Origin of the sequence: Ideonella sp. (assembly GCF_041918995.1) — a bacterium.
Lineage (GTDB): Bacteria > Pseudomonadota > Gammaproteobacteria > Burkholderiales > Burkholderiaceae_C > Ideonella.
Map to the genome: position 1 here is coordinate 23,059 of NZ_JAYRUN010000001.1, position 24,808 is coordinate 47,866.

At 74.5% G+C, this 24,808-nt stretch carries 27 protein-coding genes; 16 read left to right on the forward strand and 11 right to left on the reverse strand.

What is annotated here, in order from left to right:
- The first annotated feature begins 151 nt into the window (after window positions 1–151).
- Window positions 152–1,429, forward strand: coding sequence for a putative Na+/H+ antiporter (locus ACE3UN_RS00125; protein WP_374672867.1), 1,278 nt, complete (start codon window positions 152–154; stop codon window positions 1,427–1,429).
- A 19-nt stretch (window positions 1,430–1,448) separates the two neighbouring features.
- Here the strand turns inward: ACE3UN_RS00125 and ACE3UN_RS00130 are convergent, their stop codons facing one another.
- The 4 genes from ACE3UN_RS00130 to ACE3UN_RS00145 form a co-directional block, all read right to left on the reverse strand.
- On the reverse strand, window positions 1,449–2,576 hold the full coding sequence (locus tag ACE3UN_RS00130) for a lipocalin family protein (protein ID WP_374672868.1): 1,128 nt from the start codon (window positions 2,574–2,576) through the stop codon (window positions 1,449–1,451).
- Window positions 2,536–3,009: a phage holin family protein gene (locus ACE3UN_RS00135; protein ID WP_374672869.1), complete on the reverse strand. Its 474-nt coding sequence runs from the start codon at window positions 3,007–3,009 to the stop codon at window positions 2,536–2,538. The genes ACE3UN_RS00130 and ACE3UN_RS00135 overlap by 41 nt, the downstream gene beginning before the upstream one ends.
- 17 nt (window positions 3,010–3,026) lie before the next feature.
- Window positions 3,027–3,296, reverse strand: coding sequence for a GlsB/YeaQ/YmgE family stress response membrane protein (locus ACE3UN_RS00140; protein ID WP_374672870.1), 270 nt, complete (start codon window positions 3,294–3,296; stop codon window positions 3,027–3,029).
- Between the two features lie 117 nt (window positions 3,297–3,413).
- Complete coding sequence (locus ACE3UN_RS00145; RefSeq protein ID WP_374672871.1) at window positions 3,414–4,418, reverse strand: SDR family oxidoreductase; 1,005 nt, start codon at window positions 4,416–4,418, stop codon at window positions 3,414–3,416.
- Between the two features lie 242 nt (window positions 4,419–4,660).
- Here ACE3UN_RS00145 and ACE3UN_RS00150 point away from each other — a divergent pair, with 242 nt between their 5' ends.
- The 6 genes from ACE3UN_RS00150 to ACE3UN_RS00175 all read left to right on the forward strand — a co-directional run bounded on the left by ACE3UN_RS00150 (window position 4,661) and on the right by ACE3UN_RS00175 (window position 9,357).
- A complete protein-coding gene (locus ACE3UN_RS00150) occupies window positions 4,661–5,353 on the forward strand; it encodes a hypothetical protein (protein WP_374672872.1) in 693 nt (230 codons plus the stop codon).
- 5 nt (window positions 5,354–5,358) lie between these two features.
- The gene (locus tag ACE3UN_RS00155) at window positions 5,359–5,835 is read left to right on the forward strand and encodes a hypothetical protein (RefSeq protein ID WP_374672873.1); all 477 of its coding nucleotides are present in this window, start codon (window positions 5,359–5,361) and stop codon (window positions 5,833–5,835) included.
- On the forward strand, window positions 5,832–7,040 hold the full coding sequence (locus ACE3UN_RS00160; protein WP_374672874.1) for a glycosyltransferase: 1,209 nt from the start codon (window positions 5,832–5,834) through the stop codon (window positions 7,038–7,040). The genes ACE3UN_RS00155 and ACE3UN_RS00160 overlap by 4 nt, the downstream gene beginning before the upstream one ends.
- The gene (locus ACE3UN_RS00165) at window positions 7,033–7,848 is read left to right on the forward strand and encodes a DUF2334 domain-containing protein (protein ID WP_374672875.1); all 816 of its coding nucleotides are present in this window, start codon (window positions 7,033–7,035) and stop codon (window positions 7,846–7,848) included. Before ACE3UN_RS00160 ends, ACE3UN_RS00165 begins: the two co-directional genes overlap by 8 nt.
- A complete protein-coding gene (locus ACE3UN_RS00170) occupies window positions 7,845–8,930 on the forward strand; it encodes a UDP-glucuronic acid decarboxylase family protein (protein ID WP_374672876.1) in 1,086 nt (361 codons plus the stop codon). Before ACE3UN_RS00165 ends, ACE3UN_RS00170 begins: the two co-directional genes overlap by 4 nt.
- A 115-nt stretch (window positions 8,931–9,045) precedes the next feature.
- Entirely contained in the window at window positions 9,046–9,357 is a 312-nt protein-coding gene (locus ACE3UN_RS00175) for a hypothetical protein (RefSeq protein ID WP_374672877.1), read from the forward strand.
- Between the two features lie 253 nt (window positions 9,358–9,610).
- Here the strand turns inward: ACE3UN_RS00175 and ACE3UN_RS00180 are convergent, their stop codons facing one another.
- Window positions 9,611–10,036, reverse strand: coding sequence for a hypothetical protein (locus tag ACE3UN_RS00180; protein WP_374672878.1), 426 nt, complete (start codon window positions 10,034–10,036; stop codon window positions 9,611–9,613).
- 104 nt (window positions 10,037–10,140) lie between these two features.
- Here ACE3UN_RS00180 and ACE3UN_RS00185 point away from each other — a divergent pair, with 104 nt between their 5' ends.
- Window positions 10,141–10,533, forward strand: a complete 393-nt coding sequence (locus tag ACE3UN_RS00185) for a MerR family transcriptional regulator (RefSeq protein WP_374672879.1) — start codon at window positions 10,141–10,143, stop codon at window positions 10,531–10,533.
- A 3-nt stretch (window positions 10,534–10,536) separates the two neighbouring features.
- Here the strand turns inward: ACE3UN_RS00185 and ACE3UN_RS00190 are convergent, their stop codons facing one another.
- On the reverse strand, window positions 10,537–11,154 hold the full coding sequence (locus ACE3UN_RS00190; RefSeq protein WP_374672880.1) for a D-glycero-alpha-D-manno-heptose-1,7-bisphosphate 7-phosphatase: 618 nt from the start codon (window positions 11,152–11,154) through the stop codon (window positions 10,537–10,539).
- A gap of 159 nt (window positions 11,155–11,313) precedes the next feature.
- On the opposite strand from ACE3UN_RS00190, the gene ACE3UN_RS00195 reads away from it, so the two are divergent.
- The 8 genes from ACE3UN_RS00195 (at window position 11,314) to ACE3UN_RS00230 (ending at window position 20,057) form a co-directional block, all read left to right on the forward strand.
- Window positions 11,314–11,739, forward strand: a complete 426-nt coding sequence (locus tag ACE3UN_RS00195) for a CBS domain-containing protein (protein WP_374672881.1) — start codon at window positions 11,314–11,316, stop codon at window positions 11,737–11,739.
- A gap of 83 nt (window positions 11,740–11,822) precedes the next feature.
- Window positions 11,823–13,160, forward strand: coding sequence for a glycosyltransferase family 4 protein (locus ACE3UN_RS00200; RefSeq protein WP_374673181.1), 1,338 nt, complete (start codon window positions 11,823–11,825; stop codon window positions 13,158–13,160).
- Entirely contained in the window at window positions 13,157–14,341 is a 1,185-nt protein-coding gene (locus ACE3UN_RS00205) for a glycosyltransferase family 9 protein (RefSeq protein ID WP_374672882.1), read from the forward strand. Before ACE3UN_RS00200 ends, ACE3UN_RS00205 begins: the two co-directional genes overlap by 4 nt.
- Window positions 14,342–14,352: 11 nt before the next feature.
- The gene (locus tag ACE3UN_RS00210) at window positions 14,353–15,438 is read left to right on the forward strand and encodes a glycosyltransferase family 9 protein (RefSeq protein ID WP_374672883.1); all 1,086 of its coding nucleotides are present in this window, start codon (window positions 14,353–14,355) and stop codon (window positions 15,436–15,438) included.
- 80 nt (window positions 15,439–15,518) lie between these two features.
- A complete protein-coding gene (locus ACE3UN_RS00215; protein WP_374672884.1) occupies window positions 15,519–16,292 on the forward strand; it encodes an SDR family oxidoreductase in 774 nt (257 codons plus the stop codon).
- Window positions 16,293–16,336: 44 nt separating this feature from the next.
- Complete coding sequence (locus ACE3UN_RS00220) at window positions 16,337–18,115, forward strand: carbamoyltransferase (protein ID WP_374672885.1); 1,779 nt, start codon at window positions 16,337–16,339, stop codon at window positions 18,113–18,115.
- Window positions 18,112–19,095: a glycosyltransferase family 2 protein gene (locus ACE3UN_RS00225; RefSeq protein ID WP_374672886.1), complete on the forward strand. Its 984-nt coding sequence runs from the start codon at window positions 18,112–18,114 to the stop codon at window positions 19,093–19,095. Before ACE3UN_RS00220 ends, ACE3UN_RS00225 begins: the two co-directional genes overlap by 4 nt.
- Window positions 19,092–20,057, forward strand: coding sequence for a glycosyltransferase family 4 protein (locus tag ACE3UN_RS00230; protein WP_374672887.1), 966 nt, complete (start codon window positions 19,092–19,094; stop codon window positions 20,055–20,057). The genes ACE3UN_RS00225 and ACE3UN_RS00230 overlap by 4 nt, the downstream gene beginning before the upstream one ends.
- Window positions 20,058–20,063: 6 nt before the next feature.
- On the opposite strand, the gene ACE3UN_RS00235 is transcribed toward ACE3UN_RS00230, so the two are convergent.
- The 5 genes from ACE3UN_RS00235 to ACE3UN_RS00255 are packed head-to-tail and all read right to left on the reverse strand — an operon-like array spanning window position 20,064 to window position 24,795.
- Window positions 20,064–22,043, reverse strand: coding sequence for a response regulator (locus ACE3UN_RS00235; protein ID WP_374672888.1), 1,980 nt, complete (start codon window positions 22,041–22,043; stop codon window positions 20,064–20,066).
- A complete protein-coding gene (locus tag ACE3UN_RS00240; protein WP_374672889.1) occupies window positions 22,040–22,939 on the reverse strand; it encodes a sensor histidine kinase in 900 nt (299 codons plus the stop codon). Before ACE3UN_RS00240 ends, ACE3UN_RS00235 begins: the two co-directional genes overlap by 4 nt.
- A complete protein-coding gene (locus tag ACE3UN_RS00245) occupies window positions 22,936–24,003 on the reverse strand; it encodes an ATP-binding protein (RefSeq protein WP_374672890.1) in 1,068 nt (355 codons plus the stop codon). The genes ACE3UN_RS00240 and ACE3UN_RS00245 overlap by 4 nt, the downstream gene beginning before the upstream one ends.
- Window positions 23,994–24,413 carry an anti-sigma regulatory factor gene (locus ACE3UN_RS00250; RefSeq protein ID WP_374672891.1) on the reverse strand — a complete coding sequence of 140 codons (420 nt, stop codon included), beginning with the start codon at window positions 24,411–24,413 and terminating at the stop codon, window positions 23,994–23,996. The genes ACE3UN_RS00245 and ACE3UN_RS00250 overlap by 10 nt, the downstream gene beginning before the upstream one ends.
- Entirely contained in the window at window positions 24,397–24,795 is a 399-nt protein-coding gene (locus ACE3UN_RS00255; RefSeq protein WP_374672892.1) for an STAS domain-containing protein, read from the reverse strand. Before ACE3UN_RS00255 ends, ACE3UN_RS00250 begins: the two co-directional genes overlap by 17 nt.
- Between the last annotated feature and the right edge of the window lie 13 nt (window positions 24,796–24,808).

Consider the following 24,808-nt stretch of genomic DNA (forward strand, 5'->3'; position numbering starts at 1 on the left):
GCCAGGGGAAGCCGGCGAATGGCAGGTTAGACTGCATGACTGGGTGCCAGCGCCGCGTGAACGCGCGGCGCGGCGGACGCGAGCACGCGGACGCACTGGCAGGTGTCAGCACGGGTCGGGCCGCCCGTGCAGCTTTGCTTTACCTGCCCCCATGCCCCATCCGACCGACATGGAGATCACCGCTGCGGTGCTCTTCGCCGTGGCCCTCGTCCACACCTTCGCGGCCAAGCAGTTCGAGCGCCTGTCCCACCGCTACCCCCGCCACGCCGGCCTGTGGCACCTGCTGGGCGAGGTGGAGGTGGTGTTCGGCTTCTGGGCCATCGTGCTCGTGGCCGCCATGGCGCTGCTGGCCAGCGGGGCCGAGGCGCTGGCCTACGCCGAGTCGCGCAACTACACCGAGCCGCTGTTCGTCTTCGTGGTGATGGTCATCGCCGCCTCGCGGCCGGTGCTGCGCACGGTCATGGACGGCGTCTCGGCGCTGGCCCGGCGGGTGCCCCTGCCCACCGAGGCGACGGCCGTGTGGCTGGGGCTGGCGGCCGTGCCGCTGCTCGGGTCGTTGATCACCGAGCCGGCGGCCATGACCATCGCCGCGCTGACCCTCGCCCCGCTGGTGTTCCGCCCGGGCATTCCCGAGCGCGCCAAGTACTTCGCGCTCGGCGTGCTGTTCGTGAACATCTCCATCGGCGGCACCCTCACCTCGTACGCGGCGCCGCCCGTGCTGATGGTGGCGGGCACCTGGGGCTGGGACAGCGCCTTCATGCTGGCGCAGTTCGGCTGGAAGGCCGCGCTGGCGGTCGTCCTGAACGCCACGCTGGCCACGCTGGTGCTGGCCCGCCCCTTGCGCGACCTGGCCGACCGGACGTCGCGCCATGCGGCGGCCGCCGCGGCCGAGCCGCGCGTGCCGGTGCCCATCGTGGCGGTGCACGTGGCGCTGCTGGCCGGCGTGGTGGTGATGGCCCACCACCCGGTGGCCTTCATCGCGCTGTTCCTGATGTTCCTGGGCTTCACCCAGGCCTACGAGCGCCACCAGAGCCCGCTCATCATCAAGGAGGCCCTGCTGGTGGGCTTCTTCCTCGCCGGCCTGGTGGTGCTGGGTGGCATGCAGCGCTGGTGGCTGCAGCCCATCGTGGGCGGCCTGGAACCGCTGTCGCTGTTCTTCGGCGCGCTCGGCCTGACGGCCGTGACGGACAACGCCGCGCTGACCTACCTGGGTTCGCTCATCCCCGGCATGGCGCCGGAGGCGAAGACCATGCTGGTCGCGGGCGCCGTGGCCGGGGGCGGCCTCACGGTGATAGCGAATGCGCCCAACCCCGCCGGGGTGGCGCTGCTGCGCCCCGGCTTCGAGGACGGGTCGATCGGGGCGGGCGGCCTGCTGGCCGGCGCCCTGCTGCCCACCCTCGTGGCGGCGGCGGCCTTCCTGCTGCTGTAGCGGCCGGCCGCCCCGCGGCTCAGGCCGAGGCGATCAGGCGGCCGATGGGGAAGCCCTGGCGCTCGGCCTGCTCCAGCATGCGCTCCAGCAGCGGCCGGGGCACGCGCGGGGTGCGCGACAGCAGCCACAGCTGCCGCCGGTGCGGCTCGCCCACCAGGGCCACGTTGTAGCCCTCGTCCACGAACAGCACCCAGTAGTCGGCCCAGCCGACGGGCATCCAGCGCAGCCAGGGCGGCAGGAAGCTCACCTTCAGCCGCGCGCCGCCGCTGCCGGCCACCACGCGGGCCTCGCCCACGGCACGGCGCCAGCCGCCATCGGCCATCTGGCAGCGGTTCTCCACGCGCAGCTGGCCGCCGCTGACCAGCGTGTAGTGCGCCTGCGGCTGGCCGGCGCAGGGCCGCTCGAAGGGGTTGGGCAGCCGGGCGATCTCGTGCCAGGTGCCGGCGTAGCGCGTCAGGTCCACGTGCGCCACGGGCTGCACGCTGCCCGCGGGCGCCGCGGCCGTCGGCGAAGGGGCGAAGGCCGCCCCGTCGGTCGTGGCCGGCGTGCGCAGGGGCGCCGCCGTGCCGCCGGGCATGCGCAGCATGTCCAGGGCGCCGGGCGGCCAGGCGAAGGGGGGCTGCCCACGGCCGGCCATCCAGCGCCGGGCGAGCGAGCCGCCGAGATTGAACATCGCGCTGGTGGACGTGGGCCCCCAGCGCTGGTGCCAGGTGCGCGGCAGGAAGGGCCACACCATGGCGATGACCTGCAGCACCGACAGGCGCTTGGCGGTGGTTTCCATGCGGCGCACGCGCGCGTCGGCACTGCCGGGCCGCGCGCGGGCGCCGCCGGAGGGGTGGCGGTGCGCCCAGTGGCGCCAGGCCCACAGCGCCGCCACGGCCAGCCCGACCCCGGCGGCCGGGGCGGCCCAGCGCGACGGCTCGCGCAGGCGCGTCCACTGGCGGTCCAGCTGGGCCGTGAGGTCGCGCACGCGTTCGTCGCGCGCCATCAGGTCCAGCTCGGCGCGCAGGATGCGCTCGTCCAGGTCCTGGCCCTGCGGCTCGTGGGGCCCGGGGGGCCCCGACCAGCCGGCCGGCATGCCACGCGGCTGGCCGGGGCCGGCCGCCTCAGTGGAGGGGACGTTCGGCGTCGTGGAGGCGGGTGGCATGCGGGTCGTGGGCGTGCACGGGGGAAGAGGGAGGCTCGCTGTCCGGGTCGGACCGGCGAGCCAGCGTGAGATGGCGTCGGGTGGCCGGCAGGCTGACGCGCCCGGCCAGGCCGCGCACCTGCGTGACGGCGAAGGCCACGGCAGCCAGGTTGGCCACCATGACCGCCAGCAGGGCCAGCGACCAGTGCCAGCCGGCCTGCACCAGGCCGACCACGACGCCCGACCACAGGGCCAGCCAGGCGGTGACGCCGAGGATGGCGATGGCCACCACCCAGGCGACCAGGCGGGCCAGGGCGGAGGCGGCGCGCCCCAGCTCCAGCGCGAACAGCTCGACACGGTCGCTGACCAGGCCCGGCAGTTCGTGCAGCAGGGCCTGGAGGGTGCGGGTCAGCGAACCGCCGTCCTGCCCGTCGTCGGAGGTGGGGGCGGCCATGGCGGGGCGCCGGGTGCTCAACGGGCCGAGCCGCGGCGCACCAGGTTCACGATCGCCAGCAGGATGATCGCGCCCAGCAGCGACACCAGCAGCGCACCGGCGCTGAAGCTGCCCTGGTTGATGGTGGGCACGCCCACCAGCGGCGAGATGAACCAGCCGCCGAGCAATGCGCCGATGATGCCGACGACGACGTTGAGGATCACGCCCTGCTGGGCATCCGTGCGCATGATGAGGCTGGCGATCCAGCCGAGCAGACCGCCGACAACGAGCCAGATGATGAGGTTCATGGTGACAACTCCTTGGTGGGGACTTTGGGGCAGCGCTCGGGGTAAGCGCCCGACACGGCGTTGGCAAACGGTGTGCCTCGGTGACAGCCGTGTCGCTTCGCGTCGCGGGCGCCCGCCTCAGATGGCGCCGACGCTGCCGGTCACCGGCAGCACGATGCCCGTGATGTAGCCGGCACACACCGGCGCGGCCAGGAACACGAACGCGGGCGAGAGCTCCTCCGGCTGGGCGGCCCGGTGGAAATCCGTGGACTGGCCGAAGGTGGCCACGTCCTCGGCCGGCTTGTCCGCCGGGTTCAGCGGGGTCCACACCGGGCCGGGCGCCACGGCGTTGACGCGGATGCCGCGCGGCAGCAGGTTGCGCGCGAGCGACTTCGTGAACGCATGGATGGCACCCTTGGTGGCCGAGTAGTCCAGCAGCTTCTCGCTGCCCTGCAGGCCCACCACGGAGCCGGTGTTGATGATGGAGGCGCCAGGTTTCAGGTGCGGCAGGGCCGCGCGGGCCATGCGGAAATAGCCGCCTACGTTGGTGTCCAGCGTTTCCATCAGGCGCCGGTCGTCGATGTCCTCCAGGGAGTCGGCATGCTCCTGGAAGGCCGCGTTGTTCACCAGCACGTCGAGCCGGCCGAAGGTGTCCACGGTGCGCCGCACCGCCTCGCGGCACCAGGCATCGTCCTTCACGTCGCCCTGCAGCAGCAGGCAGCGCCGGCCTTCCTTCTCCACGTGGCGGCGCGTGTCCTGCGCGTCCTCCTCGCTCGAGTGGTAGGCCACGGCCACGTCCGCGCCCTCGCGCGCGAACAGCACCGCCACCGCGCGGCCGATGCCGGAGTCGCCGCCGGTGATCAGCGCCGCAAAACCGTCCAGCTTGCCGCTGCCCCGGTAATCGGGTGCCTCGAAGCGCGGCGCAAGGCGCAGGTCGGCCTCGCGGCCCGGCTTGGGCAGGTGCTGCGCGGGCAGCTTCTGCGGCTGCTCGCGCGCGCCCGCCTGCACCGCCTTCTGTTCGCCGGGGTCCTCCTGGCCCTGGCGGTCGTCCGCCTTCGCGTCGCGGCGGTCCTGCTCGTCCTGGATCTCGCGCTGGGTCGCCAGCGTCTGGCTGGGTGGCGTCGGGGGGGCACGGTGAGGCATGCGGGTCTCCTGGTCGGGGTGGCTGCGATGCGCCCATCGGGCAGGCCACATGCCGGCACACCGCGCTGCGCCCGCCCCACCGCGCGGCGACAAGGCGCAAAAGTCGCCGGTGCGCCCGGCCCACGGGCCGTGCCACCCACCGGGCGCGCGGCACGCGGATTGCCGAAGTCCCACCACGACGTCAGGACCCTCCTCCCCCGGCCTGGCGGCTTCCTCAACGCACCTTCCTCAGGAGTCCTGGAATGAACAAGCTCGTTACTCGCCTGACCACCGCCGCGGCGGCCTGCCTGGTCGTCGTCGGCGGCGTCGCCGTCGCGCAGGGCAACTCCGGCAGCGGCGCCCCGGGCAACTCCGGCTCGACCGGCCCCGACACCACCACCTCGACGTCGAACTCGACCAGCGCCACCAACCCGCAGGGCACGTACAACAGCACCGGCACGACGACGGGCACCACCGGCACGTCGGGCACGACCGGCACGACCGGCACGTCGGGCACCACCGGCACCACCGGCACGTCCGGCACGATGGGCAGCACCGGCTCGTCCATGGGCACCAACACCGGTGCGACCGGCCCCACCACCACCGGCACGACGACCGACGGCACCACGGCCACCGGCACGTCCAGCGGCTCGGCGGGCACCGTGTCCACCAGCACGGGCAGCACCGGCAACTCCATGGCCGGCAGCACGGGCACCACCACCGGCAACACCGGCGCCACCGGCACCAGCAGCTACGGCAGCGGCACGAGCACCGGCACCGGCACACCCGCCGGCACGATGGGCACCACCGGCAACACCGGCAACACCGGCAGCACGGGCAGCAGCACCTACGGTTCGTCCACCACCTCGGGATCGACGATGAGCGGCTCGACGGACAGCGCCAACATGTCGGGTTCCGACAGCTCCGGCCTGGCCGCCCGCAGCGACCGCAACTGAGCACAGTGGCGAGCAGCCGCTTTGCGAATGCCGCCACGGCCGCCCAGGCCGTGGCGCGCACCCTTCCCTTCATCCAGGCCGCCCTGGCCGACCCGGCCGTGAGCGGCCTGGGCGTGCTGCACCTGGTGATGGTGGACCCGGCCGTGCGCCCCGGCGCCGGCAGCTTCGAGCACGCCGTGGTGCATGAGCAGTCCGTGGGCGACCGCGACCGCTGGGACGTGGACTACGCCGCCTACGCGCGCGACAAGGCCCGCCTGAGCTGGCGCCACGGCATGGACAGCCGCCGGCTGCAGTGGATGGAACCGCACCGCCTGGAAGCCGACGACAGCCTGCTGTGGGGCGGCGTCTGCCTGGACGGCCTGGTGGTGGCCGCCAGCGGCGCCATGCCGGCCTGGGACGAGGCCTTTGCACTGGCCGTGGCCGGTTGCTGGCGGGGCCTGGCCCTGCAGGCCGCCGAGCAGGCCCGCGGGGGCCGCGGATGAGACGCACCCTGCCGGCCGCCGGCCTCGGCGCGGCGTTGCGCCCGCACCTGCTGGACGCGACCATGTTCTGGTCGTCGGCCGGCGTGGGCGGTGTGCGGCGCGTGATCGAGACCAAGCGCAGCGCCCTGCGCCAGCGCGGCTGGCGGCACACCCTGATGGCGCCCGGCGTGCGCGGCCCCGGCCGGGTGGACTGCGGCGGCTGGCCCGTGCCGGCCTCGGGCGGCTACCGGTTCGTGGTGCAACGCCAGCGCGCCGCCGCGCTGATCGAGCGCTGCCAGCCCGATCTCATCGAGGCGGCCGACCCGTTCGTGCTGGCCAGTGCGGTGGCGGATGCGGCCAACGCACTGCAGGTGCCGGCCATCGCCTTCTGCCACAGCGACCTCACGCATTGGGCGCGCGGCCTGCTCGGCGGCCAGGGCCGCGTGGCCGACTGGGGCGAGCGCCAGGCCCGGCGCCACCTGGCCCGCCTGTACGCCGATTTCGACCTGGTGCTGGCCCCCAGCCGCGCCATGACGGCCCGCCTGGCCGACCTGGGCGTGCGCCACGCGATGCACCAGCCGCTGGGCGTGGATTGCCGCATCTTCCGGCCCGAGGCGCGCGAGCCGGCCTGGCGCCGCGCGCTGCTGGCCCGGCTGGGCCTGGCGCCGCACACGCGGCTGGTGGCCTACGCCGGCCGCTTCTCGGCGGAGAAGCACCTGGACCTGCTGGCCGCGGCGGTGGACCGCCTGGGCCCCGGCCACGTGCTGGTGGCCATGGGCGCCGGGCCGCGCCCGCCCCGGCCCGGCCGCGCGGTGCGGCTGCTGCCGCCGGGCCCCGCGGCCGAGGTCGCCCGCCTGCTGGCCAGTGCCGACGTGTTCGCGCACGCGGGGGACCAGGAGACCTTCGGCCTGGCGGCGCTGGAGGCCATGGCCTGTGGCCGCCCGCTGGTGGTGCGCCACCGCGAAGGGCTGGCGGAGCTGGCCGACGGCGTGGGCACCCGCGTGGACAGCGACCGCGCCGAGGACTGGGCCGAGGCGCTGCGCGCCGCGCTGGCGGCGGCCGACGACCGCCCCTGCGAGGCCGCCCTGGCGCGCGCCCGCGCCCACGACTGGCCGCACGTCATCGACCACCTGGCCGGCCACTATCTGCGCCTGCTGGGTGCCGGCCACGCCCCCGACGGCGGCGGGCCCGCCGCCTGGGCGCCCGGGGCGCTGGGCCATGCCTGAGCCCCGGCGCGCGCCGCCCGCGCGGCCGCCGCGGCACGTGGCCGTCGTGCTGCACGACGTGGCGCCCGCCACCTGGCCGGCCTGCCGGCGCCTGCTGTCCATGCTGCGCGCGGTGGCCCACCGCCACAACGTGCGGCTGCGCATCACGCTGCTGGTGGTGCCTGCGCTGCACGGGGAGCCCGCCACCGCGCCGTTCGTGCGCTGGCTGCACCGCATGCAGGAGGCCGGGCACGAGCTCGCGCTGCACGGCCTGACCCACCGCGACGAAGGCCCCCCGCCCGCCACGGCGCGCGAACGCTGGCTGCGGCAGGTGTACACGGCGGGTGAAGGCGAGTTCGCCGCCCTGGACCACGCCGAGGCGCTGCGCCGGCTCGCCATCGGGCGCGCCTGGGCGCTGAAGCTGCGCCTGGGCATGCGAGGCTTCGTGCCGCCGGCCTGGCTGATGAGCCCGGCCGCGCAGGACGCCGTGCGCGCTTCGGGCTTCGCCTACACCTGCACGCTCAACGAGATCGTCACGCTGCCCGAGGGCCGCCGCCTGCATGCGCGCAGCCTGGTCTTCAGCACGCGGGCCGCGTGGCGACGGGTGCTCTCGCTGGCCTGGGCCGGCTGGCTCGCGGCCACCGAGCGCCGGGCGCCGCTGTGGCGCCTGGAGCTGCACCCGGCCGACGTGGAGCATGCCGCCATCCGGCGCTGCGTGCGGCGGCTGCTGCACCGCGCCCTGGCCGACGGCCGGGAGCCACTGCGCCTGGGCGAGGTGGAGCGGCGCGTGCTGCTCGCCGGCACGGCGAATGCCATGGCCGCCGCATGACCGCCGCCACCCCCACCCCGACGCCCCCGGCCGCCCCGTTCGCCCCGCACCGCCCGCCCGCGCACACGGTGCTCGTCGCCGGGGCCGCGGGGTTCGTGGGCAGCCACCTGTGCGACCGCCTGCTCGACGCGGGCTGCCACGTGGTGGCGCTGGACGACCTGTCCACCGGCAGCCACGAGCACATCGAGCACCTGCGCGAGCACCCGCGCTTCGAGTTCATTCCGCACGACGTCACCCAGCCCCTGCCGGCGGCCGCGCAGCGCGCCGAGCGCATCTACAACCTGGCCTGCCCGGCCAGCCCGGCCTACTACCAGCGCCACCCGGTGCGCACCGTGCTCACCAGCACCCTGGGCAGCTGGCGGCTGCTCGAGCTGGCGCAGGCCAATGGCGCGCGGCTGCTGCAGGCGTCCACCAGCGAGGTGTACGGCGACCCGCAGGTGCACCCGCAGCACGAGGCCTACTGGGGCCACGTCAACCCCACCGGCCCGCGCGCCTGCTACGACGAGGGAAAGCGCTGCGCGGAGGCCATGTGCGTGTCCTATGCCAGCGAACGCGGCGTGGACGTGCGCATCGCCCGGCTGTTCAACTGCTACGGCCCGCGCCTGCACCCGGGCGACGGGCGCGTGGTGAGCAACTTCGTCGCCCAGGCGCTCACCGGCCGGCCGCTCACCGTGTACGGCAACGGCCTGCAGACGCGCAGCTTCTGCTATGTGGACGACACCGTGGACGGCCTGCTGCGGCTGATGGACAGCGCCGTGCGCACGCCCGTGAACCTGGGCAACCCCAACGAGTGCACCATGCTGCAGCTGGCCGAACGGGTGCTGCGTCTGACCGGCGCCGTCTCGGCCATCGAGTTCCGCCCGCTGCCCGTGGACGACCCGCTGCGGCGCAAGCCCGACATCACGCTGGCCACCCAGGCGCTGGGCTGGCGGCCGCACCACGACCTGGACGCGGGCCTGCGACGCACCATCGCCTACTTCCGGCGCTGGGCGGAGCAGCCGGAGCGCCGCGAGGCCGCCGCGCGCCGCCGACCGCCGGTGCGCGAGGCCCACCCACCGCGCCCCGGCCTGCGCGCGGCCTGACGCGCCGCCACCGCCACCGCCACCGCCACCGCTACCGCTACCGCCACCGCCACAGCGCCAACCGGGCGCCACGCGACCGGCGCCCCGGTCCTCGGCCGTGGGCTAGCATCGCGCCATGATCCGCCCCACCCGCCTGACCGCCGCCCTGGCCGGCGCCTTCTCTGCGGGCGCCTGGCCCTGGCTCTGGCCCCTGCTGTCCGACCCGGCCGAGGGCAGCAGCGTGCAACTCATCCTGGGCATGCTGCTGCTGGTGGCCCTGCCCGCGCACCTGTTCGTCATCGGCGCCACCGGCAGCCCCGGCGCCGACGGCCGCCGCCTCGACGGCGCCCTGCTGCAACGCATCGCCGCCTGGCTCATCGCCGCCGCGGCGGTCGCAGGCGCCCTGGCGGTGTACCGCGCCGTGCTGCCTGCCGGGCAGCCGGCCTAGGAGCCCGCGCGGCAGAAGCCGCGCCGCCTCCTGGCCTGCGGCCTTGCGCACCGCTCCCCCGAGCCCCCTCCCACAGGGAGCTCCACCTTGTTCGACACCGAATTCGCGCTTGTAGCGTCCGCCCTTGGGCCTGCCCTCCGGGCCGGGTGGACGGCGGTCGTCGTCATCGCTGCGACCATGGCTCCCGGTGCACACGGTGCGGCGCGCCCGGCGGCCCGGGCGCCTGGGCATCCCGGAGGGTGCCGTGTCGCCGTCAGACCGCTGGCGTCGCCGCTTCCGTCGACACGCCGCGCCGCACCGGCAGGGCCTGCAGCACGCCGAATGCGACCTCCACCACGGTGAATGCGAGCAGCAAGGCGCTGGCCCCGTTCAGCACCGCCGTCACCTGCCAGGCGGCGAACAGGCCGCGCGCGGCCGCATCGAGCCGCCCCAACCGAACGCTGGGGTCCATCAGCCGGGCGAGCGACCACACCACCACTACCGAGCCCATGAGGTTGGCCAACAGCACGTGCGTCGCGTCCAGTGTGGGCCAGGCCCCGGGCACGCCCAGGCCGACTGCCGTGTCGGCCAGGCGGCCATGCAGCCACACGAACGTCCAGGGCAGCGCAAAGGGCCATGTAATGGCGAGGTCGTACCAGGCGCTGGTGCGCACGATGCGAAGGAAGCGGTCGGGAAACATGCGATCTCCTTGACAAGTCGAGGGCGAGTGTCAAGGGTGAAGTACGCTACAGGGTCAAGCCCTTTTTGCACGACCTTTGTCGCTGACGCCACAGTGCCCGTTCCATGCGCATCGGTGAACTCGCCGCCGCCAGTGGTTTGACGCGTGAAACCCTGCGCTTCTACGAGCGCGAGGGGTTGATTCGTGCGCGGCGCCTGAGCAATGGCTACCGCCACTACCCGCCGGAAACGGTCATGCTGGTCCAGTACATCCGCACGGCGCAGCAGCTCGGCTTCACGCTGGCCGAGATTGGCCACCGCCTGCCCGAGGTGTGGGACGGCCCGGACGCTGCGGCCGGGGTGGTGGCGGTGCTTGCCCAGAAGCTGCAGGAGATCGACGGCCGCATCGCCGCGCTGCAGGCCCTGCGCCAGGACTTGGCGGCACGCCTGCCCACGGCATGTCCCCTGAGCCGTACCGGCGACGTCGCAGGGCGAGACGACCCCGACACCGCGTCCTGACGCTCAGCCGTGACCGGCCATGGTCAAGCCGTTCGGCATCCGGCGCTGATCGCCGAGGATGCGCTCGGCCACGTCGATCCAGTCGTCCACACGGTGGTCGGCCACGCGCAGCGGGGTCCGGCGCCAGACGGTCTCCCCACCGCTGTCCAGCAGGATGCTGCGGCAGCCCGCGCGGCGCCCGGCTTCCACGTCGTCGAGGATGTCGCCCACCATCCACGAGCGGGCCAGGTCCAGCCCGTGCAGCCGGGCGGCGCGGTGCAGCATGCCGGGCTGCGGCTTGCGGCACAGGCAGGCCGGGCGGCCGTCGGCCGAGGCGGCGTGCGGGCAGTGCAGGAAATCGGTCAGCGTCACACCGCGCTCGCGCAGCATCTGCCGCAGCGCCGCGCGCAGTGAGGCGAACTGCGCCGCGCTGAACCGCCCCTCGGCGAGGCCCGACTGGTTGGTCACCACCACCAGCGCGAAGCCCCCGCAGGCCAGCGCCTGCAGCGCTTCGGCCGCGCCGGGCATCAGGCGCAGCTCGGCGGGGTCCACGTTCCAGGGCACGTTCTCCACGAGCGTGCCGTCCTTGTCGATGAAGACGGCGGGGCGCTCGGCCGGGCGGACGGTGCGGTGCGGGGACATGGCGTGTGGCTCGGGGCGGAGGGGGGCCCGGCCGGCGGCAATCGTGGTGCCGGCCCAGGGCGCGCACGGCCCGCAGCGCGTGCACCGCATGGCGCGTGGATTGCCGCCCGGCTGGGGTCGATTGCCTTTTCCTCCCGACCCCCTCACTGGAGACACACCATGCCCCAAGTCCGCGACATCATGTCCAACGACCCCGAGACCATCAGCCCCGAGGAGACGCTGCAACGCGCCGCGCAGATCATGCTGGACCTGGACATCGGCGCGCTGCCGGTGTGCGACGGCAAGCGCGTGGTGGGCATGGTCACCGACCGCGACATCGCCGTCCGCGGCGTGGCCGCGGGCCTCGCGCCCGACCAGGGTTGCGTGTCCGACGTGATGACGCCCGAGGTGGAGTGCGTCTCGCCGGACCAGGACGCCGAGGAGGTGATGCAGCTGATGGGCGACGCCCAGGTGCGGCGCCTGCCGGTCGTCAACGAGGACGACGAGATCATCGGCATCGTCTCGCTGGGCGACCTGGCCACGCGGCAGGACGCGCACACCGACGACACGCTGCGCGAGATCTCCGAGCCGGGCGGCAACAGCTGAGCCGGCCGCGCGGGAGCAGCGGCACTCGGATTGCCATGGGGGGCCCAAACACCTCTCAAGGGCTCACCATGGACTCGCCTCCCCTGCGCATCGCGATGATCAGCGAGCATGCCTCCCCCCTCGCCGCCCTGGGCGGCGTGGACGCGGGAGGCCAGAACGTGTACGTGGCCCACGTGGCCCGCTGCCTGGCCGCCATGGGCCACCAGGTGGACGTGCTGACCCGGCGCGACGACCCGACCCTGCCCACCGCGGTGGACGTGCGCCCGGGCATGCGCGTGCTGCACGTGCAGGCCGGGCCGGCCGCCGCGGTGCCCAAGGAGCAGCTGCTGCCGCACATGCCGGCCTTCGCCCACACGGCGCGGCAGCTCTTTCGCCACAGCGTGCCGTACGACGTGGTGCATGCCAACTTCTTCATGTCCGGCCTGGTGGGGCTGAAGCTCAAGGAGTGGCTGGGCACGCCGCTGGTGGTCACCTTCCATGCGCTGGGCCTGGTGCGGCGCGAGCACCAGGGCGCGGCCGACGGCTTCCCCGAGCAGCGCATCGCCATCGAGAAGCGCCTCGTGCGCCGGGCCGACCGCGTGGTGGCCGAGTGCCCGCAGGACCGCGAGGACCTGCTGCGCCTGTACGGCGGCGACGACGACCGCATCAGCATGGTGCCCTGCGGCGTGGACCTCACCGAGTTCAGCCCCGGCGACAAGGCGCGCGCGCGCCGCGAGCTGGGCCTGGCCGACGACGAGTTCGTGGTGCTGCAGCTGGGCCGCATGGTGCCGCGCAAGGGCGTGGACAACGTCATCCGGGCCGTGGGGCGCATGGCCCCCCGTGCGGATGGCCGGCGCCCCGTGCGCCTGCTGGTGGTGGGGGGCAACAGCGCCGTGCCGGACGAGCGCAGCACGCCGGAGATCGCGCGCCTGCGCGGCGTGGCGCGCGACGCCGGCATCGCCGAGCGCGTGCATTTCACCGGCCAGCGCCAGCGCGACGCACTGCGGGCCTGCTACGTGGCGGCCGACGTGTTCGTCAGCACGCCCTGGTACGAGCCCTTCGGCATCACGCCGCTGGAGGCCATGGCCTGCGGCACGCCCGTGGTCGGCAGCGACGTGGGCGGCATCCGCTACTCGGTGGTGGACGGCGTGACCGGCTACCTGGTGCCGCCGCACGACCCGGACGCCCTGGCCGAGCGGCTCGCCCTGCTGCGCGACAACCCCTCGCTGGCCAGTGCGCTGGGCCGCGCGGGCATCCGCCGGGTGCGCTCCCGGTTCACCTGGGAGCGCATCGCACACGACCTGGCCGAGGTGTACCGAGAAGCGCGCGGCGAGCCCACGCCGGTGACGGGGCCGCAGCGTTCGGCCGTGGTGCTGCGCCGTGCCGCGCTGGGAGGCGGCGTGGCCGCGATGCTCGAGGCCCCGCCCGAGGCGCGGGCGTGAGCGTTCCGCCCTCCCCGCCCAGCGCCCCTTCTTCATCGTCCCCGGCGCCAGGTGTCGATGCGCGCTGGCGCGGCGCGCGCCGCGTGCTCGCCGTCCGGCTGGACCAGATGGGCGACGTGGTGATGACCACCCCCGCGCTGCACGCGCTGCGTGAGGCGCTGCCCCAGGCCCACGTGACCCTGCTCACCTCCCCCTCCGGCGCCGCCCTGGCGCCCTGCCTGGACGCGGTGGACGCGGTGATCGCGGCGGAAGTGCCATGGATGAAGCTGCGCACGGGCACGGAGGGCGCACGCCCCGGCGACGCGGAAGCGGCCCTGGTGGCGCGCCTGGCGGCCGGCGCCTTCGACGCGGCCGTCATCTTCACCGTGTGCACGCAGAGCCCGCTGCCGGCGGCGATGCTGTGCCGCCTGGCGGGCATTCCGCTCGCGCTGGCGCACTGCCGCGAGAACCCGTACGCGCTGCTGAGCCACTGGGTGCGCGACACCGAGCAGGTGGCCGACGGCATGCGGCACGAGGTGCAGCGCCAGCTCGACCTGGTGGCGCACCTGGGCGGGCCGCGTCCGGCGGACACCCGGCTGCGGCTGCACCTGCGGCCGTGCGACCACGCCGCGGCCGCGGCCGCGTGCGCCGCCGCCGGCCTGGCCGCCGGCCGGCCCTACCTGCTGGTGCACCCCGGGGCCACGGCCGCCTCCCGGCGCTGGCCCGCCCGGCGCTTCGGCGAGGCGGCCGAGCGCATCGCCCAAGCGGGCGCGCTGGATGTCGTCTTCACCGGCGGCCCGGGCGAGCAGCCGCTCATCGACGAGGCCCGCGCCGCCATGCGCCGGCCAGCCGTCTCGCTGGCGGGCCAGCTCGACGTGCCTGGCCTGGCGGCGCTCGTGCAGGCCGCGCGGCTCGTGCTCACCAACAACAGCGGCCCCAGCCACCTGGCCGCCGCGGTGGGCACGCCGGTGGTGACCTTGTACGCGCAGACCAACCCGCAGCACACGCCGTGGCAGGCCCGCGCGCGCGTGCTCTGGCAGGACGTGCCCTGCCGCCACTGCCTGAAGAGCGTGTGCCCGCAAGGCCACCACCGCTGCCTGCTGGACGTGGGCACCACGCAGGTGGTGGACGCCGCGCTGGCACTGCTGCCTGCCGCGGCACCGGGCCGCTCGGAGGCGCGCCCGCCTTCGCGCTCCGCGTAGAGGGTCGCCTCGTGAGCGTCGACCCCGTGGCCCCGGCGGTGCTGCGTGCGCTCACGGCGCCGGTGGAGCGCATCGCGGTGTTCCGCGCGCTGATGCTCGGCGACCTGCTGTGCGCCGTGCCGGCGTGGCGCGCGGTCCGGGCCGCCTGGCCGTCCGCCCGCATCACGCTGGTGGGCCTGGCCTGGGCGCGGCCGCTGGCCGAGCGGCTGTCCTGCATCGATGACTTCATCGAGCTGCCCGGCTTTCCCGGGCTGCCCGAGGTGCCCTGCGACGTGCGGCGGCTGCCCGACGCGCTGGCCCAGCTGCAGGCCAGGCGCTTCGACCTGGCGCTGCAGATGCACGGCAGCGGCGAGGTGGTGAACCCGCTGGTGGCCTGCTTCGGCGCGCGGCACATGGCGGCGTTCGCGCGGCCCGGCGTGTGGCGCCCGGCGGGCGACGAGGAGCTGTGCTGCGCCTGGCCCGAGCAGGGCCACGAGATCGAGCGCCTGCTGGCCCTCACCGACCACCTGGGCCTGCCCCGGCAGGGCACGTCGCTGGAGTTTCCCGTCGGCGACGACGACCGGCGCGCCCTGCGCGCCGCCTGGCCGGCCGTGGACGGGCCGGCCTACGTGTGCGTCCACCCCGGCTCGCAGCTGCCCTCGCGCCGCTGGGACCCGCGCCGCTTCGCGGCGGTGGCCGACGCCCTGGCCGACCGGGGCCTGCGGGTGGTGCTCACCGGGTCCGCGCCGGAGGCCGGCCTGGTGGCCGACGTGCGGGCCTGCATGCGCCACACGCCGGTGGACCTGTGCGGCCGCACCGACCTGTGGTCGCTGGGCGCGCTGCTCGAGCGCGCGCGCCTGCTGGTCTGCAACGACACCGGGCTGTCGCACATCGCCGCGGCGCTGCGCGTGCCCAGCGTGGTGGTGAGCTGCGGCTCCGACGTGGCGCGCTGGGCACCCCTGGACACGCAGCGCCACCGCGTGCTGGCCGAGGACATGGCCTGCCGGCCCTGCGGCCACCGCGTCTGCCCCCATGAGGGCCATCCCTGCGCGCAGGCGGTCATGCCCGACGCTGTGCTGCGCGCGGCGCTGCGGCAGCTCGGGGCCGTGTGCGCATAGGTCGGACAGGTCCCACACGCAGGAACACCGAATGCCCACGGCGGCCCATCGAATTCACCCATGCACATCGAGGAGGTGCCATGTCGTCCCCCGCGTCGTCCGTCCATGAATCCTTTGCCGCCGCCGACGCCCAGCTGGGCAACCTGCGCGGCAAGACCATCCTCATCACCGGCGGCTCGCGCGGCCTGGGTGGCGCCATCGCCGACCTGCTGGGCGAAGCCGGCGCCCAGCTGGTCATCGCCGACCTCGCCTTCGAGCGCGCCGAGGACAAGGCCGCGACGCTGGCCGAGCGCGACGTGCCGGCCATCGCCGTGGGCCTGGACGTGGGCGACGAGGTGCAGGTGCAACGCGCCATGCAGGTGGTGCGCGAGCGCTTCGGCCGCATCGACGCCCTGGTGAACAACGCCGCCATCGATGTCACCGCGCCCCTGGCCGAGCTCGGCAGCTCGGACTGGCGGCGCATCGTGGACACCAACCTCACCGGCCCGTTCCTGATGGCAAAGGCCGCCCTGCCGCTGATGGAGCGCGGCAGCCACATCGTCAACATCGCCTCCACCGCGTCCAAGCGCGCCTGGCCCAATGCGTCCGCCTACCACGCCACCAAGTGGGGCCTGCTGGGCCTGTCGCATGCGCTGCATGCCGAGCTGCGGCCGCAGGGCATCAAGGTGTCGGCCGTCGTCGCGGGCGGCATGCGCACGCCCTTCCTCTTCGACCGCTTCCCTGACCTGGACCCCGGCCTGCTGCAGGACCCCGCCAGCGTGGCACGCGCCGTGCGCTTCGTGCTCACCCAGCCACCGGAGACGGTGATCCCCGAGGTGATGGTGCTGCCCATGCGCGAGACGTCCTGGCCCTGAACCGGCCACCCCGCCCCACCCACCGCCGAAGGGAGCCCCCACCGATGATCACGCTCGGCATCAACGCCGCCTTCCATGACTCGGCCGCTGCCCTGGTGGTGGACGGCCGCCTGGTCGCCGCCGCGGAGGAGGAACGCTTCACGCGCATCAAGCACGGCAAGCGCCCGGTGCCCTTCAGCGCCTGGGAGCTGCCCTTCCATGCCATCGATTTCTGCCTGCGCGAGGCCGGCATCCACCTGCGCGAGGTGGACCACGTGGCCTACAGCTACGACCCCGAGCTCTTCATCGACGGCCGCCTGCCCGCCTCGCTGACCGAGGCCGCGCGCATCAGCCTGCCGCTGGAGCCCTCGGCCCACACCGCCGGGCCGTGGGAGAGCCCGTGGGACCCGCTGTTCGCGGCCTACATGATCAACGCCCCGCGGCAGCTCGCCTCGGGCGCGCCGCACCACCTGAAGAAGCGCCTGGCCGGCATCTCGCCGAGCGATCCCACCTGGCGCTGGCATTTCGTCGCGCACCACCTGTGCCACCAGGCCAGCGCCTTCCTGGCGGCCCCCTACGAGCGCTGCGCGGTGATGACGCTGGATGGCCGCGGGGAGCACGCCACCACCACCTACGGCGCCTGGCGCAGCCCGCGCTACGAGCCGCTGGGCGAGGTGCGCATGCCGCACTCGCTGGGCATGCTGTACGAGCGCATCACGGCGCACCTGGGCTTCCTGCACAGCAGCGACGAGTACAAGGTGATGGCCCTGGCGGCCCTGGGCACGCCACGCTTCCGCGGCGCGCTGGCCGAGCACGTGCGCGTGCGCGACGGCGGCCGCTTCGAGGTGGACCGCGTCGACCTGGCCGCCCTGGCCGGGCCGGCGCGCGTGCCCGGCAGCGCGCTGGAGGAGCACCACCTGGACCTGGCCGCCTCGCTGCAGGACGTGCTGGAGGAGAAGGTGATGCAGCTGGCGCGCTGGCTGCGCGAGGCCAGCGGCGAGCGCCACCTGGCCATGGCCGGCGGCGTGGCGCTGAACTGCGTGATGAACGCGCGGCTGCGCGACGCCGCCATCTTCGACGGCATCTGGGTGCAGCCCGCCGCCGGCGACGCGGGCACCGCGCTCGGCGCCGCGCTGTGGACCGACGCGCGTGAACGCGGCGCCCCCGACGGCGCGCTGGGCGAGCGCCACTGGAGCATGGAGCACGCCTACTGGGGCCCCGGCTACGCGGACGACGAGATCGAGGAGCTGCTCAAGGCCAACAAGCTGCGCTACCGGCGCGCCGAGGACCTGGCGGCCGAGACGGCCGAGCTGCTCGCGCAGGACCGCATCGTGGGGTGGTTCCAGGGCCGCATGGAGTTCGGGCCGCGCGCCCTGGGCGCCCGCTCCATCCTCGCCTCGCCCATCGACCCGCACATGCAGGTGCGGCTCAATGCGCTGAAGGACCGCGAGGACTTCCGGCCCGTCGCACCGGCCATCCCGGTGGAGGAATTCAGCCGCTGGTTCGCGCCGGCCGACGCCAACGAGGGCCGCAGCCCCTTCATGCTCTTCGTCTACGACGCCCTGCCCGGCCAGGCGCAGCGCATCCCGAGTGCCTGCCACACCGACCACAGCGCGCGCGTGCAGACGGTGGAGCACGAGAGCAACCCGCGCTTCCATGCGCTGCTGCAGGCCTTCGCCCGCCGCACCGGCGTGCCCGTGCTGGTGAACACCTCGTTCAACATGCGCGGCGAGCCCATCGTGTGCACGCCGCTGGATGCGGTGGAGGCCTTCTACGGCACGCCGCTGGACGTACTGGTGATCGGGCCGTTCATCCTCGAGAAGCAGCCGTCGGGCCAGCCATGAGGGTCTCGGTCGTCGTGCCCACCTACCGCCGGCTGCCCCTGCTGCGCCGCTGCCTGGAACCGCTGCTGGCCCAGCAGGGCCTGCCCGCCGCCGACTACGAGGTGATCGTGGTGGACGACGGCCACGAGGACGAGGTGCGCGACTTCGTGCGGCGGCTGGCCGCCGAGCGCGGCGCCCCGGCCCTGCGCTACCTGCGCTCCGCCCCCGGCCGGGGCCCGGCCGTGGCGCGCAACACGGGCTGGCGCGCGGCACAGGGCGAGATCGTCGCCTTCACCGACGACGACACCCTTCCCGACCCGGTGTGGGTGGCCGCCGGCGAGGCGGCGCTGCGTGCCCATCCCGACTGGTCGGCGGCATCCGGCACCGTGGACGTGCCCCTGCCCGACCCGGGCCGTCCACCCAGCGACCACGAACTGATGACGCTCGGCCTGGCGAGCGCCGAGTTCGTCACCGCGAACGCCTTTGTCCGGCGCTCGGCGCTCGAGCGCATCGGCGGCTTCGACGAACGCTTCCGGCGCGCCTGGCGCGAGGACTCCGACCTGCAGTTCCGCCTCATGCAGCAGGCCGGCCCCGTGGGCCGCGCCACCCAGGCGCGCGTGGTGCACCCGGTGCGTGCCGAGCCCTGGGGCGTGTGCCTGCGCCAGCAGCGCAACACCTTCTTCGACGCGCTGCTGTTCAAGAAGCACCCGCGCCTGTACCGCCAGCGCATCCGCCCGGTGCCGCCCTGGGACTACTACCTCGTGGTGGCGCTCACCGTGGCGGCGCCGGTGCTGGCATGGGCCGGCCGGCCCGGAGCGGCGGCGGGCGCGCTGGGCGGCGCGGCGGCGCTGGTGCTGGCGCTGGCCGGGCGGCGGCTGCGCCACACCGACCGTTCGCCGCGCCATGCGCTGGAGATGCTGGCCACCTCGGCGCTCATCCCCTTCCTCTCGGTCTACTGGCGCCTGCGCGGCGCCTGGCATTTCAGGGTGCTCTTCCTATGAACCTCCTGCGCGACCCGGGCCGCCGCCTGCGCATCCTGACCTGGCATGTGCACGGCAACTACCTGTACTACCTGACCCAGGTACCGCACGACTTCTACCTCGTCACCGACGAGGCGCGCTCGGTGCACCACACGGGCCGCAGCGGCACCCTGCCCTGGGGCCCCAACGTGCACGAGGTGTCGGCCCATGCCGTGCGCGACACCGATTTCGACATCGTGCTGTTCCAGTCCCGGGATGCGTGGACCACGGAGCAGCACAAGCTGCTGAGCGCCGCCCAGCGCCGCGGCCCGCGCATCTACCTGGAGCACGACCCGCCGCAGGTGCACCCCAGCGACACGGTGCACTGGATGGACGACCCCGAGGTGCTGCTGGTGCACGTGACGCCCTTCAACGCGCTCATGTGGAACAGCGGACAGGTGATCACCCGCGTGGTCGAGCACGGCGTGAAGCTGCTCGCGCCGGCCCGCCACACCGGCGAGCGCGCCAGCGGCATCGTGGTGGTGAACAACATCGACAAGCGCGGCCGCCGCCTGGGCTACGACATCTTCCGCCACGCCCAGCGCCGTGTGCCGCTGCACCTGGTGGGCATGGGCAGCGAGCGCTGCGGTGGCGAGGGCGAGGTGGCCAACGACGCCCTGCCCGGCCGCGTCGCCCAGCACCGCTTCTTCTTCAACCCCATCCGCTACACCAGCCTGGGCCTGGCCATCATCGAGGCCATGATGGTGGGCACGCCGGTGGTGGGCCTGGCCACCACCGAACTCGTCACGGTCATCGACAACGGCCGCAACGGCCTGATCGACACCCGGCTCGACCGCCTGATCGACGAGATGCAGCAACTCATCGCCGACCCCGGCCGCGCGCGCGAGCTGGGCGAGGCGGGCCGCCGCACCGCCGAGGAACGCTTCCCCATCGACCGCTTCGTGGCCGACTGGAACGCGGCGTTCCGGCTGGTCCTCGCCTGACCCCGCTCAGGGGCCCGGCCGCACCAGCCGGGCGATGGTGTTGATCAGCTCGGCCGGCTGCAGCGGCTTGGCCACGTGGGCGTCGTAGCCGGCCTGCAGCGCGTTGGCGCGGTCCTTGGGGCGGGCGAAGGCCGTCAGGGCGATGGCGGGCACGCGCGCTCCGGTGGCGCCTTCGGCGGCGCGCAGGTCGCGGATGAGGTCGTAGCCGTCCTGGCCGGGCAGGCCGATGTCGCTCACCAGCACCTGCGGGCGCGCGTCGGCCCAGGCCTGCATGGCCTCGGCGTGGCTGGCCGCACCGCGCACCTGCGCCCCATGGTCGCGCAGGATCAGCAGCAGCATGTCGCGTGATTCGGTGTCGTCCTCCACCACCAGCACCTGCACGCCGCCGAGGTCCGCCACGCCGTCCAGCGGCATGGGCGTGCTGACGGGCAGGTCGGTCTCGGCCGCCGCCCCCGTGTCGTGCAGCGGCAGGGCCACCACGAAGGTCGCCCCCTGGCCCGGGCCCGCGCTGTGGCCGCGCACCGTGCCCCCGTGCATGGCCACCAGCCGCTGCACGATGGCCAGGCCCAGCCCCAGTCCGCCGTGCAGCCGGTTGCTGGCCGCATCGCCCTGGGTGAAACGGTCGAACAGGAAGGGCAGGAAGTCCGGCTCGATGCCGCGCCCGGCGTCCTGCACCACGATCTCCAGCGTGTCGTTCACCGCCTGCAGCCCCAGCCGCACCGTGCCACCGCGCTCGGAGAACTTGATGGCGTTGGACAGCAGGTTCCAGATGATCTGCTGCAGCCGCGCCGGGTCGGCATGCAGCCGGGGCAGCCCCGCGTCGGCCTGCAGCACCACCTGCACGTCCTTGTCCCCGGCCGGCACGGCCAGGGCCTCGATGGCCTCGGCCGCCGCGGCCTCGACGTCCACCTCGGCGCGCTGCAGCCGCAGCTTGCCCATGCCCAGTCGGGACGCGTCGAGCAGGTCGGCGATCAGGCGCGACTGCGTCGTGGCGCTGCGCACGATGGCCTGCAGCCCGCGCTGGCGCTGCGCGGCGTCGTCGCCCCGCCGCTGCAGCACCTGCGCCCAGTTGAGGATGGCGTTCAGTGGCGTGCGCAGCTCGTGCGAGAGCACGGCGACGAACTCGTCCTTCGTGCGGCTCAGGTGCTCGGCCACGCCGCGCGCGGCCTGCTCGCGCTCGAGCAGCTGCTCACGCTGCGCAGCCAGGGTCAGCCGCTCGGAGATGTCGTGCAGCATCGCCAGCTGCATGCCGGGCTCGACGTGCCGCGAGAGGCTCCACTCCAGCTCCACCAGGCGGCCGGTGGCGGTCAGCAGCGGGAACTCGGCGCGCCGCACCTCGCCATTGCCCTGCCGCAGGAAGGCGGCGAGCCCGGCGCCCCGCCCGGGCGGCGCGAACGCCTCCACGGGCCGGCCGATCACCTCGGCCGCGTCGCGCTGCAGCAGCGCCAGCAGCGCCGGGTTGGCCTCGACCACCTGGCCCGCCTCGTCCAGCAGGCAGATGCCGCTCTGGGCGTGGTCGAAGATGGCGCGCAGCCGCGCCTCGCTGCGGCGCATGGCGTCTTCCGCGGTGCGAGCCCGCACCAGGGCCAGCACGGTGGCCACCAGCAGGGCCGGCTCGGCCGGGTGCGTCATGTAGGCGTCGGCGCCCGCGTTCAGCCCCCGCAGCTTGTGTTCGTCGCGCACATAGGTGGCCGACAGGTGGATCACCGGCACGCGCGCGGTGGCGGGCTGCTCGCGCAGCCGGCGGCAGACCTCGAAGCCGTCCATGTCGGGCAGATTCACGTCCAGCACCACGGCGGCGACGTCGGCCGAGGCGATCTCCAGCGCCTCCAGGCCGGTGGCGGCCTCCAGTGTCTGCAGGCCGGCCGCGCGCAGCACGCGGGTGGTGGCGTAGCGGGTGGCGGGGTTGTCGTCCACCACCAGCACCGGCCCGTGCACCATGCGGGTCAGCGCCGCCTCGGCGCCGGGCGCCGTGTCGCCGTTCATGCGGTCTCTCCCTCGCTGCCCCCCGGCACGGGCAGCCGCAGCGGCAGGATCACATGGAAGGTGGAGCCTTCGCCCAGGCGGCTGTCCAGCGACACCGTGCCGCCCAGCAGCTCGGCCAGTCGCTTGCTGAGCGACAGGCCCAGCCCGCTGCCGCGCAGGCGCTTCTGGATGGGCGAATCCACCTGCACGAAGTCCTGGAAGATGGCACCGTGGTAGGCCGGGTCGATGCCGATGCCGGTGTCGCTCACCGAGAAGCGCACCTGCATGTCGTCCTCGCGGCAAGCCGACACCCGCACCTCGCCGCGCGCCGTGAACTTCAGCGCGTTGGAGATGAAGTTGCGCAGGATCTGCGCCAGCTTGCGGTCGTCGCTGAACAGCTGGGGCACGCCCTGCGGCTCGTCGAACACCAGCACCACGTTCGGGTTGGTGAGGATGGGCTTGAACATGCCGCGCAGGGCCGAGAACAGGTCCACCAGCTCGAACCAGCCGGGCGAGATCTCGACGCGGCCGGCCTCCACCCTGGCGAGGTCCAGCAGGTCGTCCACCATGTCGTTGAACTCGGCGGCGGTCTCCTGGATGAAGCGCACCTGGCGCGCCTGTTCGTCGGTCAGCGGCCCGTCCACGCGGTCGGCCAGCAGGCGGGCGATGCTGCGGATGGCGCCGATGGGCGTGCGGAACTCGTGGCTCATGTAGGCCAGGAACCGGCTCTTGAGCTCGGTGGCCCGGCGCAGCTCGTCGGCCTGCACGTCCAGCTCGGCGTACAGCGCCAGCACGCCGCGGTTGGTCTCGTCGAGCTCGCCCTGCAGGGCCTGCAGCTCGTGCTCGCGGGCGGCGAGCCGCTGCAGGGCCTCGTCCAGGGTGGCGGGGGCGGCGCCGGTGGGCGGCGGTGCACTCATGAAGCGGCCTCCGCCGGATCCCCGGCCAGGCGCACCGCCACCACGGTGGCGTCGTCGTTGCCGCGCGCGTGGCGCGCGCACAGCCAGGCGGCCAGCAGCGAGGGATGGCGCGCCAGCAGGCCACGGTCCTCGGGCAACGACCAGCGCGTGGTGACCCCATCGCTGTGCATCACCAGCAGGGCCGGCCGCACGCAGTCGTACACGGCCCCGCGCACGCGGCGCAGGGCGAAGCCGGCGGTGCCGGGCTGGCTGGGCAGCGACTGGTCGCGCAGGCCGTGGAACAACCGGCCGCAGATGTTGCCGGCCCCCGCATACGCCAGGGCCCCGCCGGGGCCGGGCACGCGGGCCACCGCCACGGCGGCTCCTCGTGTGCCGCCCAGCGCCGCGTGCAGGCGCTCCACCAGCGCATCGGCCGCGCCGGCGGGCCCGCGCGCGAAGGCGTCCACGGCGGCCTCGGCCGCCTGCGCGGCGCCCGGGCCGTGCCCCAGGCCATCGGCGACCAGCACGGACACGTCGTCGTCTGCCCAGCCCACGGCCCAGCCGTCGCCGCACACCGATTCGCCCGGCGCGCACACCATCACCGCGCCCATCTGGCGGTGCGCAGCGGCGTCGCCCGCAGCCCCGGCCGGGCCGCTGCGCGCGCCCAGCCGCGCCAGGAACACGCTGCCTGCACCCGGCCGGCTGTAGGCGTCGAAGCAGCGCGCCAGGCGGCGCACCGCCCCGAGGCCGCCGCCCAGGGTGCCGGCGGTGGAGAAACCGTCCGCCAGGGCGCGCGGCAGGTCGGCGATGCCCGGGCCGTCGTCCACCGAGATCAGCTCGACCAGGGCCTCGCCGTCGTCGGCGCCCGCCCCGTCCACCGCGGCCAGCATCAGGCGGCCACCGCGTGCATGCTTGACCAGGTTGGTGCCCAGCTCGGTGGCCGCCAGGCCCACGCGGCCGGCCGCCGTCTCGTCGAAGCCGAGCTCGTGGGCGAGCTGCATGGCCGCGCGCCGGGCCTGGCCCACCTGGGTGGCCTCCTGCACCGCGATCACGCGGTGCGGGCAGCGGGGGCGGCTCACTTCCATCGGCACACCGTGACGCAGGTGCCTTCGCCGCGCCCGGTCCGGATCTCGAAGTCGTGCACCAGGCGCTTGCTGCCCGACAGGCCCATGCCCAGGCCCTGGCCGGAGGTCCAGCCGTCGGTCATGGCCAGTTCCAGGTCGGGGATGCCCGGCCCGCGGTCCTCGAACTCCAGCTGCAGCCCCTCGCGCGCGCCGTCGCGCCGCACCTGCCAGCGCAGCTCGCCGCCGCCGCCATAGACCACCGCGTTGCGCGCCAGCTCGCTGGCGGCGGTGACGATCTTGGTCTGGTCCACCAGCGAAAAGCGCATCTGCTGGGCGAGCTTGCGCACATGCTGGCGCCCGGCGACGATGTCCTGCTCGCTGCGCAGCGGCAGGCGCCCGGCATCGGCCGTGGACTCACTCGGCGGCCACATCGGCGGGGCCCTCCATCGCATCGGCCAGCACGCCGGCCTGCTGCAGCAGGCGCATGCCGCGCTCCACGTCGAGCGCGGTGCGCACGCCGCCCAGCGACAGTCCCAGCTCCACCAGCGTGATCGCCACGGCCGGCTGCATGCCCACCACCACGGTGGTGGCATCCAGCACCCGGGCAATGGCGGCGATGGTGGCCAGCATGCGGCCGATGAAGGAATCGACCATCTCCACCGCAGAGATGTCGATCAGCACGCCGCGCGCACCGTGGGTCTCGATGGCGGCGGCCAGGTCATCCTGCAGGCGCAGGGCGGTGTCGTCCTGCAGGTCCACCTGGATGGTGACCAGCAGGCAGCGGCCCATGCGCAGGATCGGGATGCGCTCCATGGATCGCCCCGCC

Excerpts from the sequence above, each read along its gene's own strand:
- ACE3UN_RS00150 (WP_374672872.1), top strand. The coding sequence starts at position 4,661 with ATGAACAAGCTCGTTACTCGCCTGACCACCGCCGCGGCGGCCTGCCTG.
- ACE3UN_RS00250 (WP_374672891.1), bottom strand. The coding sequence starts at position 24,413 with ATGTGGCCGCCGAGTGAGTCCACGGCCGATGCCGGGCGCCTGCCGCTG.
- ACE3UN_RS00135 (WP_374672869.1), bottom strand. The coding sequence starts at position 3,009 with ATGGCCGCCCCCACCTCCGACGACGGGCAGGACGGCGGTTCGCTGACC.
- ACE3UN_RS00145 (WP_374672871.1), bottom strand. The coding sequence starts at position 4,418 with ATGCCTCACCGTGCCCCCCCGACGCCACCCAGCCAGACGCTGGCGACC.
- ACE3UN_RS00160 (WP_374672874.1), top strand. The coding sequence starts at position 5,832 with ATGAGACGCACCCTGCCGGCCGCCGGCCTCGGCGCGGCGTTGCGCCCG.
- ACE3UN_RS00215 (WP_374672884.1), top strand. The coding sequence starts at position 15,519 with ATGTCGTCCCCCGCGTCGTCCGTCCATGAATCCTTTGCCGCCGCCGAC.
- ACE3UN_RS00220 (WP_374672885.1), top strand. The coding sequence starts at position 16,337 with ATGATCACGCTCGGCATCAACGCCGCCTTCCATGACTCGGCCGCTGCC.
- ACE3UN_RS00125 (WP_374672867.1), top strand. The coding sequence starts at position 152 with ATGCCCCATCCGACCGACATGGAGATCACCGCTGCGGTGCTCTTCGCC.
- ACE3UN_RS00180 (WP_374672878.1), bottom strand. The coding sequence starts at position 10,036 with ATGTTTCCCGACCGCTTCCTTCGCATCGTGCGCACCAGCGCCTGGTAC.
- ACE3UN_RS00130 (WP_374672868.1), bottom strand. The coding sequence starts at position 2,576 with ATGCCACCCGCCTCCACGACGCCGAACGTCCCCTCCACTGAGGCGGCC.
- ACE3UN_RS00175 (WP_374672877.1), top strand. The coding sequence starts at position 9,046 with ATGATCCGCCCCACCCGCCTGACCGCCGCCCTGGCCGGCGCCTTCTCT.
- ACE3UN_RS00190 (WP_374672880.1), bottom strand. The coding sequence starts at position 11,154 with ATGTCCCCGCACCGCACCGTCCGCCCGGCCGAGCGCCCCGCCGTCTTC.
- ACE3UN_RS00245 (WP_374672890.1), bottom strand. The coding sequence starts at position 24,003 with ATGGAAGTGAGCCGCCCCCGCTGCCCGCACCGCGTGATCGCGGTGCAG.
- ACE3UN_RS00255 (WP_374672892.1), bottom strand. The coding sequence starts at position 24,795 with ATGGAGCGCATCCCGATCCTGCGCATGGGCCGCTGCCTGCTGGTCACC.
- ACE3UN_RS00185 (WP_374672879.1), top strand. The coding sequence starts at position 10,141 with ATGCGCATCGGTGAACTCGCCGCCGCCAGTGGTTTGACGCGTGAAACC.
- ACE3UN_RS00165 (WP_374672875.1), top strand. The coding sequence starts at position 7,033 with ATGCCTGAGCCCCGGCGCGCGCCGCCCGCGCGGCCGCCGCGGCACGTG.
- ACE3UN_RS00240 (WP_374672889.1), bottom strand. The coding sequence starts at position 22,939 with ATGAGTGCACCGCCGCCCACCGGCGCCGCCCCCGCCACCCTGGACGAG.
- ACE3UN_RS00230 (WP_374672887.1), top strand. The coding sequence starts at position 19,092 with ATGAACCTCCTGCGCGACCCGGGCCGCCGCCTGCGCATCCTGACCTGG.
- ACE3UN_RS00140 (WP_374672870.1), bottom strand. The coding sequence starts at position 3,296 with ATGAACCTCATCATCTGGCTCGTTGTCGGCGGTCTGCTCGGCTGGATC.
- ACE3UN_RS00225 (WP_374672886.1), top strand. The coding sequence starts at position 18,112 with ATGAGGGTCTCGGTCGTCGTGCCCACCTACCGCCGGCTGCCCCTGCTG.
- ACE3UN_RS00170 (WP_374672876.1), top strand. The coding sequence starts at position 7,845 with ATGACCGCCGCCACCCCCACCCCGACGCCCCCGGCCGCCCCGTTCGCC.
- ACE3UN_RS00195 (WP_374672881.1), top strand. The coding sequence starts at position 11,314 with ATGCCCCAAGTCCGCGACATCATGTCCAACGACCCCGAGACCATCAGC.
- ACE3UN_RS00235 (WP_374672888.1), bottom strand. The coding sequence starts at position 22,043 with ATGAACGGCGACACGGCGCCCGGCGCCGAGGCGGCGCTGACCCGCATG.